Source organism: Xenorhabdus thailandensis, assembly GCF_037996785.1.
Taxonomy (GTDB): domain Bacteria; phylum Pseudomonadota; class Gammaproteobacteria; order Enterobacterales; family Enterobacteriaceae; genus Xenorhabdus; species Xenorhabdus griffiniae.
On record NZ_JBBMXF010000009.1, the window covers coordinates 73,655 to 88,159 of the forward strand.

The following is a 14,505-nucleotide window of genomic DNA, read 5'->3' on the forward strand; positions in this document are numbered from 1 at the left end:
AGTTTTCCACATTTCAATATACTAAAAGAAATCAGGATAACTTGGTATTTCGGTAAGTAGGAGCGTGCGTATGTACAAAACTCTTTTAGTGCCAGTAGATATTTCCGAAGAAGATCTAACTAACAAGGCAGTTGACTGCGCTCTTAAAATCGCCAGGGAAACGGGAGCCAAATTACATTTTTTACATGTATTACCCATTTCATCGGCGATTATTAATGCTTATGCACTAGGCTATATGGAAATTAAGGACAAGGCGACTATCAAGGCAGAACAGGACTTGAAAAAGCTGGTTGATTCCATTGAATTACCAACTCGTCAGATCTCCTATTCGATTGCATTTGGTTCACCAAGAGACGAAATTACAGCTACAGCGGATGAAATTGGTGCTGATTTGATTGTTATCGGTTCAAGGCGACCTAATATCACGACTCACCTGTTGGGTTCCAACTCTGCTGGAGTTGTCCGATATGCAAAAACATCTGTATTAGTAGTGCGATGATTATTGATGTAAATAATAACTTATTGATTTTACTGATTTTAGATGATGACCGATAGCTAGTGGTTATATCCGATTACAGGGGGAGTATGTATGTATAACACGATTTTAGTTCCAATTGATATTGCGGAAGATATATTAACTGATAATGCAATCAAACATGCTGAATATTTAGCAAAAATATCTAATGCAAAGATTCATCTTTTTCACTCTGTGCCAGATATTTCCCGATTTTCCGTGAATTATAGTTACCACTATGATTTATTGAGTGCTTTTGCTAAAAAAGCAATAGCAAATTCTGAAGAGGAACTGAAAAAAGTCGTGGAACGAATTGATGTATCTAAAGATAGGGTGTCATTCTCTGTTGCCTTCGGCTCTCCACGAGATAAGGTGTTGTCTACAGCGCGTGAGATTGATGCAGATTTGATTATTGTCGGCTCTCGTCGGCCTGATATCTCAACTCACTTACTGGGTTCCAATGCATCGGGCATTGTAGGACATGCCAATATCTCTGTTTTGGTAGTGAGATAACCGATTGTCTATTATCCATAAAACCGTGCCTGAACATAGCACGGTTATTTTTTCAGTCACTTAAATTATATACCAATCTCACTTCAGGATGCGTGTGATTTCTCCCCGCGAAGCGGGGAGAAATCAGGTTTCATAGAGTGTTGTAAATGCAACTTGAAGTTCAATGCGTATATTACTATTCATTAGCTCAAATAATGCATTAACGTTTTCTTGGTTGTTAAAGATAAATCGACGAATAATATTTGTCATTTTAGGGCGTTATCAGGCAGGATAATAGAGGGATGTTATGCACAATCAGTAAACAGGTATTATTTTGAATAGTAAAATTGGTCAGTTGGCACGTTATCTTTTGGTTTTTGGATTAACCCTCTCTTTTCATGCATGGAGTGCACCGACCAGCTTCGAACAAGCTAAAGTTGAATCAAGAAAAAATGTTTATAGCGGACAAACAAAGTCAGGTATAGGCACACTATATTGTGGATGTGATTGGCAATGGGTTGGCAAAAGTGGTGGACGTGTTGATCTGGCTTCTTGCGGTTATCATGTTAGATCACAGCAAACAAGGGCGGCACGTATTGAATGGGAACATATGGTGCCAGCCTGGGTATTTGGGCATCAGCGCCAATGTTGGCAAAATGGTGGTCGGAAAAATTGCGTTGAAACCGATCCTGTATTTCGCATGATGGAATCAGACATGCATAACCTGGCTCCATCAATCGGTGAAGTTAACGGTGATCGCAGTAATTTTGGTTACGGAATGCTCGCCAGAAACACACCGAATATGTATGGTTCATGTAGCAGTAAGGTGGATTTTAAATCACATTTGTTTGAACCACGCAATAGAGTAAAAGGGATGGTTGCCAGAGTCTATTTCTATATGCATGACCGTTATAATTTGACTATGTCACGCCAACAGCAACAGTTGATGATGGCGTGGGATCGCCAGTATCCAGTAGATGCCTGGGAGCGTGAAAGAGATAACCGAATTGCCAAGATTATGGGGCACCATAACCCCTTTGTGACTGGTAGCAAAAAGTGGGAATTGGGGCAGAGCCGTGCGTCAAAGCAAAATAATTTGTATGCAGGGAATAGCCAGATATCAACCCAAAGGGCGCCATCAAAGATAGCGCAAAATGAGATAATTAAAGGGAATAAAAATAGCCAGATTTATCATTTTTCATACTGCTCTGGCTATAAAACGGTAGCAGATAAAAACGCAATTTACTTCCACTCAGAAGCCGAAGCCAAAAAAGCAGGATATCGCTTGGCAGGTAATTGTAAAAAGTAGCTGTTAATGCATTGCGAATAAAAAATCAAACAACATTTCAGTAAAATTTAACCTTTGCGCTTGTCATAAAGAAAAAACTGTCATTATACTGACATCATAGTCCGTTACATTACACCAAAGAAACGGAAAGATGCGAGGAATGCTAATGACAGATACTGAAACTGCATTCTCGGTTAGGAGCCGACGCTTAAGTTCATGTCACTGATAAAAAGTGACGATCTTAACGTCGGTTTTTTTATTGGTCTTTAATGAGCTTAAAAGGGAGCTCCTATCTATAACATCGATGTTAAGACACCGCAAAGTGAAACTAACGATAAGGTGTGCAACTATGGGTAGACAGAAAGCAGTGGTTAAATCTCGCCGTGAAGTTAGAAGAATGTTAAAAAGGGAATCACGTTATCGGAACAGCGATAATGTCACTTCACTGGTACAGATTGGAGGTGTGGAGGCTATCGGAATGGCGCGTGAAAGCAGGGATACTTCAGAAATTATGCCTCGCAGTGAAGCACAGTATCGCTATATGCGGGCGATCAATAACAAGCAATTGATTATTGCTAATGGTGAAGCGGGTTGTGGCAAAACCTACGTTAGCGCCGTAATGGCAGCCGATGCCTTAATCAATAAAGAGGTTGATAAGATTATTGTGACGCGGCCGGTATTACAGGCAGAAGAAGATCTTGGTTTTCTGCCAGGAGATATGGCAGAGAAATTTGCCCCTTATTTCCGCCCGGTTTATGACGTGTTATTAAAACGTATGGGAACTTCATTTTTGCAATATTGTTTGCGCCCTGAAATTGGCAAAGTAGAAATTGCCCCTTTTGCCTATATGCGCGGGAGGACATTTGAAAATGCATTTGTGATCCTCGACGAAGCGCAAAATGTCACTGTTAATCAAATGAAAATGTTTTTAACGCGGTTAGGAGAAAATGTAACCGTAATTGTAAATGGTGATGTTAGCCAGTGTGATTTGCCAACAAATATCACATCGGGGTTGGTGGATGCATTGAAGCGGTTTTCTGATGACGAAGCTATCAGTGTGATCCATTTCTCTCAACAAGATTGTATTCGCTCTAAATTATGTCAGAAAGCGTTGATGGCTTATGGATGATCATAGAAACGTAGTATAGGAATAAACCCCCCAGTTAATTTTGTGGCTGGGGGGATGGTATAGTGTTTGCTAATAGACTTCAGTATGCATGTATTCAATTAAGTCATTGGATAATGACATGATGAATATAAAAGAATGTTACATTACGGGTTATTAAAAATTTTTATAATCAGACCTATATTGTTTTCCACTCCCGATGATTGTTTATTTTCTGCCTTATTCAGTGTGCGAAAATAGCTTCATTAAGAAAACAAAATAAATAATTAAATGGAGTGAATAATATGAAGTTTCGCACCTTTAGCCACAACAACGTTAGAAATCGATATATTGATCATGCCGCGCTTGAGCGGGAAATGGAATTAGATAACTTAATTGTTCAAGAACGGGAAGAAAACCGCCGTCACCTGCATTTGAAATTGCGTATTGCTGACGAGATACGAAAAGAAAAAGAAACCCATAAGCATCCATCGGCCTGCGAAAAATTATCCCATTCATTTAGTCTATTGGATAAAACACCGATTTACTCAAATGGGCGCGATTTGTTTATCTTGAATAAATGTTTTAGCCGTAATCTGTTTACGCTGTAGTATTGTGCAATAAATTGTGGATGTGATTATCCGCACCAAAAATCTCGCTGAGTCTATGCGGGGTTTTTTATGTAGCTACAGACCGACGGGAAACCGAAGCGAACTGACTGTGTGTCACGGTAAAAAATCAGAAAAGGGAAGCGACCGCTTACGGGAAAGGGAAACGGGGAGAAGCTGCGTCATGTACAAGGCCGCGAGTCGATAATGGCTCGGTGGTTGCAATAACCGTCAATAAACGGAGCTATATTAGCCCCGCGTATTTTTTTGTTTAATGATTGGGTTTTACCTGTAAGGTTTCGTCTTGATCGCCGTATAAAATGATCCCTGATGTATCAATTTGATTTTCTAACTGGCGCAGGTCATAAGCACTTTGAAGGCGTAACCAGAATTCAGGAGTACTTCCTAGCGCGGCGGCTATACGAATCGCTAACGATGGGGTTAATGCCGTTTTACCGGCAAGAAAACGCGATATAGTAGCTGGTGTTACTCCAATATTGTTCGCAAAGCGGCGACCACTTATCCCCATATCTGCTAAATCTCTGGCGACAATCTCACCGGGATGGGAAATTTTAAACTGTCTCATTAGTGATAATCCTCATAATTTAAAATGTAAGCATCACCGTTGATGAATTGAAAAGTAATATGCCAGTTAGCCCTAACTGTAATAGACCAATAACCTTCGCGATCACCTTTCAGCGGGTGAAGTTTATATATTTGGCGATTTAATTCACCTATTTCATTTGCTGCATCAATAGCTTGTAAACGGTCGTTAATTCTCTCGACATCTTGCGCCTGAACGCCAGAAGTAACCCCTTTTTCAAAAAGTTACTTCAATCCTTTGTGCTTAAATGATTTGATCATTGTTACGTTACGACTCATGTTACGCGATGTGTAATACTATACTTGAGTGTTACACATCATGCAATACTTGTTTTCGAATAAGATTTTCAAAGTTACTACTACTTATTTAACTTAATATATTAATTAAGCGCGTTATTTATGGTTCTATTGGCTAAATAAGCCATAGAAACGCTTTTAAGTGTGTTTTGTTGTTGGCTGGTAGATATTAAGGAATATAATCAAAATGCTGTAAACGTGGTTTGTGGGGATCTGGTAAAGTATTTAAGACAGTAAAAAACAAAAAAATCCGCTCAGAGTAGCGGATTTTGTAAAAGTAATTGATTTTTATTTTTCGATTGATAAATCTAACTCGCTTTGTGTCTCTTTATCTTTGGTAAAAATGGATTTTAAGTATTTAACTAAATCGTTTTCTGTGTTGATTTTATACTCACCATAACCCATACTGATTTTATCACCAGTATAAGACACGATTCCCAGACATTCGCAAAGTTTTAACGCTTGGTTTGTCTGTGTAAATCCGCTATCTGCTTTCTTGTCTGCTTTTTCTTTGTGTGCTCTGTCATTTGATCACGATATTTTTACATCGTGAAATGACAGGCTCCTTGAAAAGTATCACGCTGAGCCGCAGCGCAACGGGGAAATATTATGCGTCAATACTCTGCGATGACGGGACAGAAGCGCCGGCGAAACCCACATTGATATCAACTGTTACGGGTATTGATATGGGACTCTCGCACTACGCCATTAAATCGAATGGTGACAAAACCCCGAATCCCCGCCATCTCATCAATGCCAGTCGAATAAAAAAGCCTGCATATTACAGGATTAGAAACATTATTCGTTCTCATCAATAAACTCTGATACTGACAGGTTGAAACGTTTTGATAGGTTTTTCATGTGCTCTAACGTTAGCTTACGTTCACCTTTCAAAATCATGCTCACCAAAGAACGAGAGCCAATTTCATTTTTGAAGCTGCTTTGATTTAGCCCGTGTTGATCCATCAAGGTACGCAACATTGCCAGCTCCTGCGGTACGGCGGTAATACGCGCGTTAAATTCGGCGAATTCGGGCGCTGTATTCTCATAGTCAGCGATTTTTTTCGCCAGCAGGTCGATAAGCGGGTTTTCATCATCGGTATCGATTAATCGCTCTACTATCTCAAGCGCTTGTTCATAATCATCGCGTCTATTGCTTCCGCCCAACAAGGGAATGGCGTTTATCAGGATTGCGGTAGCGCTTAATGCTACTTCATAGTTCTCATAATTGTTTACAGCCATCATTCTGGATTTCTCCGGTAGTGATCAGTGAGCCGGTCATATTCTTTTTGGGTCACAATGTGTTTTATAAACACGTTCTGGGTTTCAAATTTGATGTATGCAATGATGCGAAGATTGTTACCTCCTATATCAATTACCCACCATTTCTCCCTATACTTGAACCTATCTAGACTACCAAAACGCGCTTTAAGGTGTTCCGGGGTTAAAAATCTCTCTGTGTTAAGCACCTTGTACGTGTCATCGAGTGCAGAGGAATCATTAGGAAATCGGCGTCCTGCTTCGTCAAAAGGCTTTTTTGAAATAACCCTCATAAATCCCTCTGTCTGAAAAGTATGAGAGAATTATACTAAAATTTTTTCATGTTCACAATATGTGGACATAATTTTGTTCACAAAAAGTGACGACTCGTTTAGTATAAGAATTTGGTTTGTTTATCAGGTGCGCCGTAAAACCCCGTCCTTCAGAGGGTGTCAAAATTAAGTAATTTCAAGATGCGTCTTATACGCGTTAAACTGCAAGTTGCAGTTTACAACACTCTATGAAATCACAAGCATCTTGAAGTTAGATTGTTTTGCAAGCTGCAAATTGAAGTTGGCTTGGTATATAAATATAACTTGCCAGAGAAAGGTTTTAATCAGTTAAACAATTTTGCTGTTGCTCTGATCAAAACCTTAATTCAGATAGTTTCTCAGTAATTAAAAAAGTGAGTTATCACTTGACCTTCATTCCCGCCATTGTCATTAGAGTGCGAAATAACGTAGATACGGCGTATAAAGTTAATACACTGCAAAACCAAATTGCCACCATCCAACCTAAGCGCTTCCATAGTGATGGGCGTTGTGGTGCTGTTTTAATGGTAGCCTTGTTCATGAGTGATTTTTCCTCGGAAGACATAATAACTCCAAAAGGTATAAGTCAAAATTATCGGGATAATGAACAGAGCACCAACCAGCATAAAGCCCAATGATTGGGGAGGAGAGGCCGCCTCTTCATAGCTAATAGAAGGAGGGATAATGTTTGGCCAAATGCTGATCCCCAATCCAGTAAAGCCCATGAAAATCAATATCAGTGCTGTCAAAAATGGGGTGTAATGACTTGAGTTTGGGTGAGATTTCAATAGTTGCCAGCTTGACCACAATACCAATAATGGTACGGGCATGAAGAAAAATAGATTTGGCAAACTGAACCAACGTTCAGCAATTGCTGGGTGAGCGAGTGGTGTCCAAATACTGATAATGGCGATAATTGTTAGCATCAGCAATGTCAAGGGGCGCAGAGCACGATACATCTGTTGTTGTAGATGACCTTCTGTTTTCATCACTAGCCAGCCGCATCCCAATAAGGCATAAACGATGACGAGCCCAATCCCACAAAAGAGAGGAAAAGGAGCCAGCCAATCAAAATAGCTACCGATATAAACACGGTTTTCGACAGGAAAGCCCGTAATAACTGCGCCAACGACGATACCTTGCATAAAGGTGGCGAGAATTGAACCGGCAATAAATGCTTTATCCCAGAGGTGTTGATGCGTTGGTGTGGCTTTAAAACGAAATTCAAAAGCAACGCCACGAAATATCAAACCTAATAACATAATAGTCAATGGAATTGCCAGTGCATCCAAAACTACCGCATAAGCCAGTGGGAACGCACCAAATAATCCTGCACCTCCCAGAACCAGCCAGGTTTCATTGCCATCCCAGACGGGAGCTACAGAATTCATCATCAAATCACGATCGGGTTGTTCCTTAATCGCTGGATATAAGATGCCGATCCCAAGATCAAAACCATCCATTACGATATACATCATGGTACTAAATATAATGATCAGGAACCAAATGAGAGGAAGATCAATACCCATTTACTGACTCCTTATTTGGGGCTTGTGGAAGCCCTTTACGGATGAGTTTCATCATATAGGCGTAACCCACGCCGAATACGGCGCCATAGACGACAAAGAAAATAAGTAGGCTGATGCTCATGTGGATTTCACCGTGTGCTGATACCGCATCTTTGGTGCGCATTAAGCCGTAGACGACCCACGGTTGACGGCCAATTTCTGTGGTAAACCAGCCCGCCAGGATCGCGATAAGGCCAGAAGGTGCCATTAAGAGCATAAAGCGGAGAAAGAGCGGGTTTTCATACAGGCGTTTTTTATGACGCAACCATAACCCCCAGACGCCGGCAAGGATCATCAAAATGCCTAATCCCACCATGATGCGAAATGACCAAAACACCATAAAAGCATTTGGGCGATCTTCTGGGGGAAATTCTTTCAGTGCTGGAACTTGCTTATCCAGACTGTGTGTCAGAATCAGGCTGGCAAGATAGGGGATCTTGATTGCATAACGTGTCTCTTCCGCTTCCTGATTAGGAATGCCAAATAGAATGAGTGGGGTGGCTTCACCAGGATGGTTTTCCCAATGACCTTCCATGGCAGCGACTTTAGCTGGTTGATGTTTTAATGTATTCAATCCGTGCATATCGCCAATGATGGCTTGCAATGGGGCAATAATCAGGATCATCCACATCGCCATTGACAACATTTTCCGCATAGCGGATGAATCATTGCCTTTTAGCAAATGCCAGGCAGCAGAAGCCGCAATGAAAAATGCTGAAGCCAGGAATGCCGCTGTTCCCATATGCAGTAGACGATAGGGGAAAGAGGGATTGAAGATCACCGCGAGCCAATCAACAGGAATAACCTGATTATCTATAATTTCATGGCCTTGTGGTGTCTGCATCCAGCTATTAGAGGCCAATATCCAGAATGTCGAGATAATCGTGCCGAGCGCCACCATACAGGTTGAGAAAAAGTGTAGCTTTTCTCCGACCCGATGCCAGCCAAACAGCATGACGCCAAGGAATCCAGCCTCAAGGAAAAATGCGGTCAGCACCTCATATACCAACAACGGGCCGGTAATAGAGCCGGCAAAATCAGAAAAGAAACTCCAGTTGGTGCCGAACTGATAGGCCATCACCAAGCCGGAAACCACGCCCATACCGAAATTAACCGCGAAAATTTTTGACCAGAAGTGATATAGCGTTTTGTAGTCCGTATTACGTGTTTTAAGCCATAAACCTTCCAATACTGCCAGAAAGCTCGCTAAGCCTATCGTAATGGCTGGAAAAATAATGTGAAAAGAAACCGTAAATGCAAATTGTATCCTTGCGAGTTCAAGGGCATTCAACCCTAACATAGTGACCTCTTATTGAAATCTTTGGATATATGGATAAACGAAGTTAGAAGGTACAGACAAGTAGAACACAAGGCATTTTGGTATAATAGTGACAATTATTCGTTTATTGACTATAACAGTTTTGAGTGAAGTCAGTTACATGTTGTGTTGTGGGAAATGAGTATTGTTTGAAAAACAGGTACAGATGGTATTGAGAGTATTTCACTGACATTTTGAAAAATAATAATTTAAACAACCCTATTGGAGTAGGAGCCTATCTTATTTTAATAATTAATGGTGATTATATTGACATACTATAATCACAATGATATGTTAATTTTGTGTTAATTTTTTGTTTGAATTGAAATTGATTAACTTTGTAATAGATTTTAAACTCAATAAGTTAAAACTTATTGGCATTGTAAGTATTTGTAGTTTTTTATTATTCTAGTTTAATATAAGGAAATAATAAAAATGATTTATAAAGATATGAAATCGACGTCGGTCGTATGTAAAGTCAAAATACCTATTGTTTTGGATAATGACATAAATAAGAATGCTCTTTTTTATGGGTTTGATAATTTTTCTGATGGAAAAGAACACGTTGCTATTGCTTTTGATAATATTGAAGGAAAAGATAATGTTTTAGTGAGAATTCATTCAGAATGTTTGACCGGTGATGTATTTAATTCACAATGCTGTGATTGTGGTCCACAATTGCGTGAATCATTAAGGATTTTATCAAATTACGGAGGGATTTTATTATATTTAAGGCAGGAAGGACGAGGAATTGGCTTGCTTAATAAGCTAAAATCTTATGAATTGCAACAACAGGGTATGGACACTTATGCAGCTAATAATAAATTAGGTTTTCCTGATGATTTAAGAGATTATCAACCTGCGGCTGAAATGCTTAAAATATTGAATATAAATAGTATCAGGTTATTGACTAATAATCCTGATAAAGTCACACAAATAAAAAAATATGGAATAAAAGTGACGGAAGTAAAAAATACCGGATGCCACTTAAATGAAAATAATGTTAGTTACTTAAAGGCAAAAAAAGAACATACTTATCATAATATTACCATTAATGGATTAGGAGAGATGTAAATGAATGTTTTATTCATTAATGGAAGTCTAAATAAAAGTTCCAATACAAAGGCACTAATTAATTATTTTTCATCATTGTTTGATGAAAGTAATCATATTTTTTACTGGTCTTTTGAAGACACGCCTTTGCCTTTTATGGATCCAGAGTATTATGGTTGTGAAATTGAACAACAGCCAAATAAGAATGTACGTCAGTTTATTACCGCGATTAATACCTCTGATATTGTGATATTCGCGAGCCCAACTTATCACGGTACAGTCAGCGGTGTATTAAAAAATGCATTTGATCATTTGGAAAAAGGGATATTCGCAGGTAAAGCGATTATTGTGGCCAGTGTTGCCGGTGGAATAAGAAGTAGTACACCAACATGTGATGCTCTCCGTTCTATTATCAGAGCATTAGGGGAAAACTGTTTAATAGAACATATTTCCGCTGGTGGTTCAGATTTTTCACAGAAAGCAGAAGTCATTGAACTCGTAAGTCAAAATGTCCAGGAACGCTGTCGTTCTGCTATCAGAGAGCTTTTTGGCCAGAAATAAATAGGCAAGATTATGTACAGTGATAGAAAAATAACATCAGTAAATCATCATGGTGCTTTCAAAATGAAGGCTCGCAGTATATTAGATAATTTTTTGCCATTAGTCATTAATACTGATCTTATTCAAGTTCCATCACGTTTTCAGGGGGGTGGAAAAATATTTGTTAAACTGGAAAATCAAAACTATGCCAAGACTATTAAGGCCCGTACCGTATATGCCATGATGTCTAAGGTCATCGCTGAACAATCAGATGAAGAATTGCAGAATGCCCATATCCTTGAATATACGGGAGGCACATTAGGTGTTTGTCTGGCTAAACTTTGTCGGCAGATTGGTATTAAGTTAACATTAGTTCTATTGGATAAAACGGCTGAATCTCTTCAGCAACAAATGATAGACAATGGTGCTAATCTAATTAAGGTTCCGGCTCAGGCAGGATTTTATCAAGTAATTGAAGAAGCCAAAATATTGGCTGCAAAAAATCCGATGTTTACTTTTCTTTTTCAGCATGAAAATCCGGCTAATCCTGAATTTCACCGAACACAGACGGCCACAGAAATTATTGACCAGTTGAAATGTCAAGGGGAGCAGGGAATTTATGCTTGGTGTGCTTCTATGGGTACTGCTGGCACTTTAATGGGAACAGGACGAGGATTAAAAACAGTCTGGCCACAGTGTAAAATATATGGCATTACTCCTTCAGAACAACCTTATAGTAGTTTTAGTGAACCAAATGGTTTGCCTAAATATTTGGGATCCGGCGGTGTAGGTTATGGTATTAAGCAGAAATTTATCAAAGAATATGAAGATCTTGTCACAGGGCATTTTCACTACAGCTTCGAACAAGCTATGGATGCTGTAAAACAAATTTATTCCCTGACGGGATTGAAAGTAGGTTCATCTTCAGGTGCAAACTGGCTGGCTGCCACCTTGTTAGCTCGTGATCTACAAAAGCATGAATGTGTCGTTACTGTTTTTCCTTCCGGAACAAACAATGAAGAATGGTCAAAAATTGTCCCACCCCATTAATCATGGGATAGTCTAAGTCTGGGTAATTAATTCGATAGAATTCCTGAAACATCTCTAGTCGGTGCAATTATCATGAAAAAACCATTATTGCTCCTCGATCGTGGGGGAATTGGCCAATATTTACGTAAAAAAGACTCTAATTCTACTATAGATCGCTCTCAGTTCTATGTTGTAGTGATTACAAATGCTTCAAAAATATCTCAGTTTTATGAAACATTTTATGATGAGCTTCATCTGTGGGATACCGATAACGATGAAATTGGCCTCATCGCATTTGCGATGGAACTTCATGCTAAGACCCCATTTCATAGAGTTATTGCTTGTTCTGAACGTTTGTTGCTAGTTGCTGCTCAATTACGGGAAATGATGGATTGTGAAGGAGATCGCTACCAAGATATTATCGGTGTTCGTGATAAAGCGATTATGCATGATATTGCAAGAAATAGTGGTATCAAAACACCACAACAGTGGCTGGCAAGTGATTATGAACGTTGTGCTTCTGTTTTATCTACAAAAGATTCATTAATTCTTAAACCGAGAAGAGGTATGGGATCGCGTGGGATATATCACGCGAAAGATGCATCCGCTTTTTTCTTGATCATTGATAAACTTAAAGCGCACTCCATTGATTTAGACAGTTATTTGATTGAGACTTATATTGAAGGCGGGGTTTTTCACATTGATTCTGTTATTTCCCATGGCAATGTTATTTTTGAAATTGGCTTTGAATATCTCTCCCCACCAATGCAATTCACAGATTCCAAGCCACGAGCAGCTATCATGTTGTCAGCCCCTGAAGTGGCTGTAGCTATTTATCAAGCTAATCGGCAAGTTATCTCAGCCTTTAATATTCAAGATGGTGTTACACATACTGAATTTTTTTACACGCCATCAGGTGAAGTTGTTTTTGGTGAAGTGGCAAAGCGAGTCGGTGGTGGTGTGATTAGCGAAGCTATATATCAGCTATCAGGGATCGATCTTAATACATTCATGGTACAATTTCAGTTAGGTAAAATTATTGATTTCACTGTTATTCAAGAAACCCAATATGGGGGATGGCTGAAATTTCATCCACGTCCGTTGAAGATTTCTAGCTTATCTGATGTCAATGAATTTGCTGATGAATGGATTAAGTTTGCTGTTAATAAAAAGCAAATCGGCGATTTATTATCAATCCCTTATATGACAGGAGATTCTATTGCTGATTTTGTTATTGCTGCTCCCAATGAACCCTTATTACGCGCGAGAATTAATGATGTGATTAATAGATTCAGATGTGAGTAGCCTTATGAAGAAGAAAATAGCATTAATAGGTGGCTGGGATAGTCTTATCGATTTAGTAATCAGTCTAGGGCATGAACTTTACCTCTATTATTTTGATGACGATAGTTTCAGTGAGATTAATCTTAAGTGCTGCAATTTGGCGATGAAGCTATCACATCAAAATCAATTAGAAGAGGTAATTCCTTCTCATTATCAGCAATATTGTTTTGATGTCATCTATTCGCATAAGGAGATTTATCAGGAAAAAGCCTCTCTTCTGGCTGAAAAACTGGGAGTCAAAGGAGGAACTTTTCATGCTGTACATACTTTCAGAAACAAATTTGCTTTCAGGAAATTATTGAATCAGTTATTGCCAAAATATTCTACGCCATGGATGGAGGTCAATACACGAGCAGAAGTAAAAACATTTCTGGCAGAAGCGCAAGGTTCAATTATTCTCAAACCACACGATGGTATGGGAAGCACCAATATCAAAGAGATCCGTACCGAAAATGAAATCGAGGAATTAACGACTTTTCCTTTGCTAGCAGAACAATTTATTTATGGTGACGAATATAGCGCGGAATTTATTTCAATAAATCGGCGGCATTATCTTGTAGGTATTACAGAGAAAATAACTTCGGGTAATCCCTATTTTTTTGAAATAAGTCATACATTTCCTGCTACTTTGTCAGAAAGCCAGCAGAATAATATAGTTAATGTGATTTGTACCATGCTGGATTTGGCAGGTTATCAAAATGGAGCTTCTCATACTGAATTCAAAATACAAAATCAGCAGGTAGTATTAATCGAATCTCATACCCGAGCAGGAGGTGATAAAATTCCCATTCTGATTAATGAGGTAACAGGTTATGATCTTGTAAAAGAAAACCTGCATAGCATTGCGGGGGATACAGTATCTATTCCGACTAAAATAAATAGTCCACAACAAATTTCTATTATTTATTTTTTTGGTGATGGTGGAAAGTTGAACAATGTGGAATTCTTGGATAATATTCGGGATAAATGTGGAGATAAATTGTTTTGGTTGCAATTTAACTATCAGTTAGGTGATTTGTTACCAAAAACAATTAATTCATTTACTCGATATGGTTTTGCCATCATTTCAAAATCTAACAAGCAGTTAATGAATGAAATAAGAGATTGCTTTAATATTAACAAATTTCTCAAAAATAAACCATAAAATAAGTTATGTTCGATAGAGTCATGATTGC

Annotated in this window: 16 protein-coding genes and 2 pseudogenes; 11 read left to right on the forward strand and 7 right to left on the reverse strand. The window is 38.8% G+C overall.

Annotation, left to right across the window (positions count from 1 at the left end):
• The first annotated feature begins 70 nt into the window (after positions 1–70).
• The 5 genes from AAC853_RS08715 (at position 71) to AAC853_RS08735 (ending at position 4,010) form a co-directional block, all read left to right on the forward strand.
• Positions 71–499: a universal stress protein gene (locus AAC853_RS08715; protein ID WP_338885402.1), complete on the forward strand. Its 429-nt coding sequence runs from the start codon at positions 71–73 to the stop codon at positions 497–499.
• A gap of 90 nt (positions 500–589) precedes the next feature.
• Complete coding sequence (locus AAC853_RS08720) at positions 590–1,027, forward strand: universal stress protein (RefSeq protein ID WP_340614308.1); 438 nt, start codon at positions 590–592, stop codon at positions 1,025–1,027.
• 313 nt (positions 1,028–1,340) lie between these two features.
• Positions 1,341–2,315, forward strand: coding sequence for an endonuclease (locus AAC853_RS08725; protein ID WP_338885405.1), 975 nt, complete (start codon positions 1,341–1,343; stop codon positions 2,313–2,315).
• Positions 2,316–2,643: 328 nt separating this feature from the next.
• The gene (gene phoH, locus AAC853_RS08730) at positions 2,644–3,423 is read left to right on the forward strand and encodes a phosphate starvation-inducible protein PhoH (RefSeq protein WP_340614309.1); all 780 of its coding nucleotides are present in this window, start codon (positions 2,644–2,646) and stop codon (positions 3,421–3,423) included.
• 281 nt (positions 3,424–3,704) lie between these two features.
• Entirely contained in the window at positions 3,705–4,010 is a 306-nt protein-coding gene (locus AAC853_RS08735) for a hypothetical protein (RefSeq protein ID WP_340614310.1), read from the forward strand.
• A gap of 268 nt (positions 4,011–4,278) precedes the next feature.
• Here the strand turns inward: AAC853_RS08735 and AAC853_RS08740 are convergent, their stop codons facing one another.
• Both AAC853_RS08740 and AAC853_RS08745 read right to left on the reverse strand, forming a co-directional pair.
• A complete protein-coding gene (locus AAC853_RS08740) occupies positions 4,279–4,593 on the reverse strand; it encodes a HigA family addiction module antitoxin (RefSeq protein ID WP_338885409.1) in 315 nt (104 codons plus the stop codon).
• A pseudogene (locus AAC853_RS08745) lies at positions 4,593–4,871 on the reverse strand (type II toxin-antitoxin system RelE/ParE family toxin). Before AAC853_RS08745 ends, AAC853_RS08740 begins: the two are co-directional and overlap by 1 nt.
• Before the next feature lie 578 nt (positions 4,872–5,449).
• On the opposite strand from AAC853_RS08745, the pseudogene AAC853_RS08750 reads away from it, so the two are divergent.
• Positions 5,450–5,671: pseudogene (locus AAC853_RS08750) on the forward strand (RNA-guided endonuclease TnpB family protein); the annotation flags it as partial.
• A gap of 34 nt (positions 5,672–5,705) precedes the next feature.
• Here the strand turns inward: AAC853_RS08750 and AAC853_RS08755 are convergent.
• The 5 genes from AAC853_RS08755 to AAC853_RS08775 form a co-directional block, all read right to left on the reverse strand.
• Complete coding sequence (locus AAC853_RS08755; RefSeq protein ID WP_338885420.1) at positions 5,706–6,152, reverse strand: helix-turn-helix domain-containing protein; 447 nt, start codon at positions 6,150–6,152, stop codon at positions 5,706–5,708.
• Complete coding sequence (locus tag AAC853_RS08760) at positions 6,149–6,460, reverse strand: type II toxin-antitoxin system HigB family toxin (RefSeq protein ID WP_338885421.1); 312 nt, start codon at positions 6,458–6,460, stop codon at positions 6,149–6,151. The genes AAC853_RS08755 and AAC853_RS08760 overlap by 4 nt, the downstream gene beginning before the upstream one ends.
• Before the next feature lie 400 nt (positions 6,461–6,860).
• Positions 6,861–7,043, reverse strand: coding sequence for a DUF2474 domain-containing protein (locus AAC853_RS08765; protein ID WP_422824201.1), 183 nt, complete (start codon positions 7,041–7,043; stop codon positions 6,861–6,863).
• On the reverse strand, positions 7,000–8,007 hold the full coding sequence (gene cydB, locus AAC853_RS08770) for a cytochrome d ubiquinol oxidase subunit II (RefSeq protein ID WP_340614312.1): 1,008 nt from the start codon (positions 8,005–8,007) through the stop codon (positions 7,000–7,002). Before cydB ends, AAC853_RS08765 begins: the two co-directional genes overlap by 44 nt.
• Complete coding sequence (locus AAC853_RS08775) at positions 7,997–9,346, reverse strand: cytochrome ubiquinol oxidase subunit I (RefSeq protein ID WP_340614313.1); 1,350 nt, start codon at positions 9,344–9,346, stop codon at positions 7,997–7,999. Before AAC853_RS08775 ends, cydB begins: the two co-directional genes overlap by 11 nt.
• A gap of 453 nt (positions 9,347–9,799) precedes the next feature.
• On the opposite strand from AAC853_RS08775, the gene ribA reads away from it, so the two are divergent.
• The 5 genes from ribA (at position 9,800) to AAC853_RS08800 (ending at position 14,474) form a co-directional block, all read left to right on the forward strand.
• On the forward strand, positions 9,800–10,438 hold the full coding sequence (gene ribA / locus AAC853_RS08780) for a GTP cyclohydrolase II (protein WP_340614314.1): 639 nt from the start codon (positions 9,800–9,802) through the stop codon (positions 10,436–10,438).
• Positions 10,439–10,978: an NADPH-dependent FMN reductase gene (locus AAC853_RS08785; RefSeq protein WP_340614315.1), complete on the forward strand. Its 540-nt coding sequence runs from the start codon at positions 10,439–10,441 to the stop codon at positions 10,976–10,978. It begins immediately after the preceding gene.
• Positions 10,979–11,041: 63 nt separating this feature from the next.
• Positions 11,042–12,007 carry a pyridoxal-phosphate dependent enzyme gene (locus AAC853_RS08790; protein WP_340614316.1) on the forward strand — a complete coding sequence of 322 codons (966 nt, stop codon included), beginning with the start codon at positions 11,042–11,044 and terminating at the stop codon, positions 12,005–12,007.
• A gap of 72 nt (positions 12,008–12,079) precedes the next feature.
• A complete protein-coding gene (locus tag AAC853_RS08795) occupies positions 12,080–13,291 on the forward strand; it encodes an ATP-grasp domain-containing protein (RefSeq protein ID WP_340614317.1) in 1,212 nt (403 codons plus the stop codon).
• A gap of 4 nt (positions 13,292–13,295) precedes the next feature.
• On the forward strand, positions 13,296–14,474 hold the full coding sequence (locus AAC853_RS08800) for an ATP-grasp domain-containing protein (RefSeq protein WP_340614318.1): 1,179 nt from the start codon (positions 13,296–13,298) through the stop codon (positions 14,472–14,474).
• Positions 14,475–14,505 lie beyond the last annotated feature (31 nt).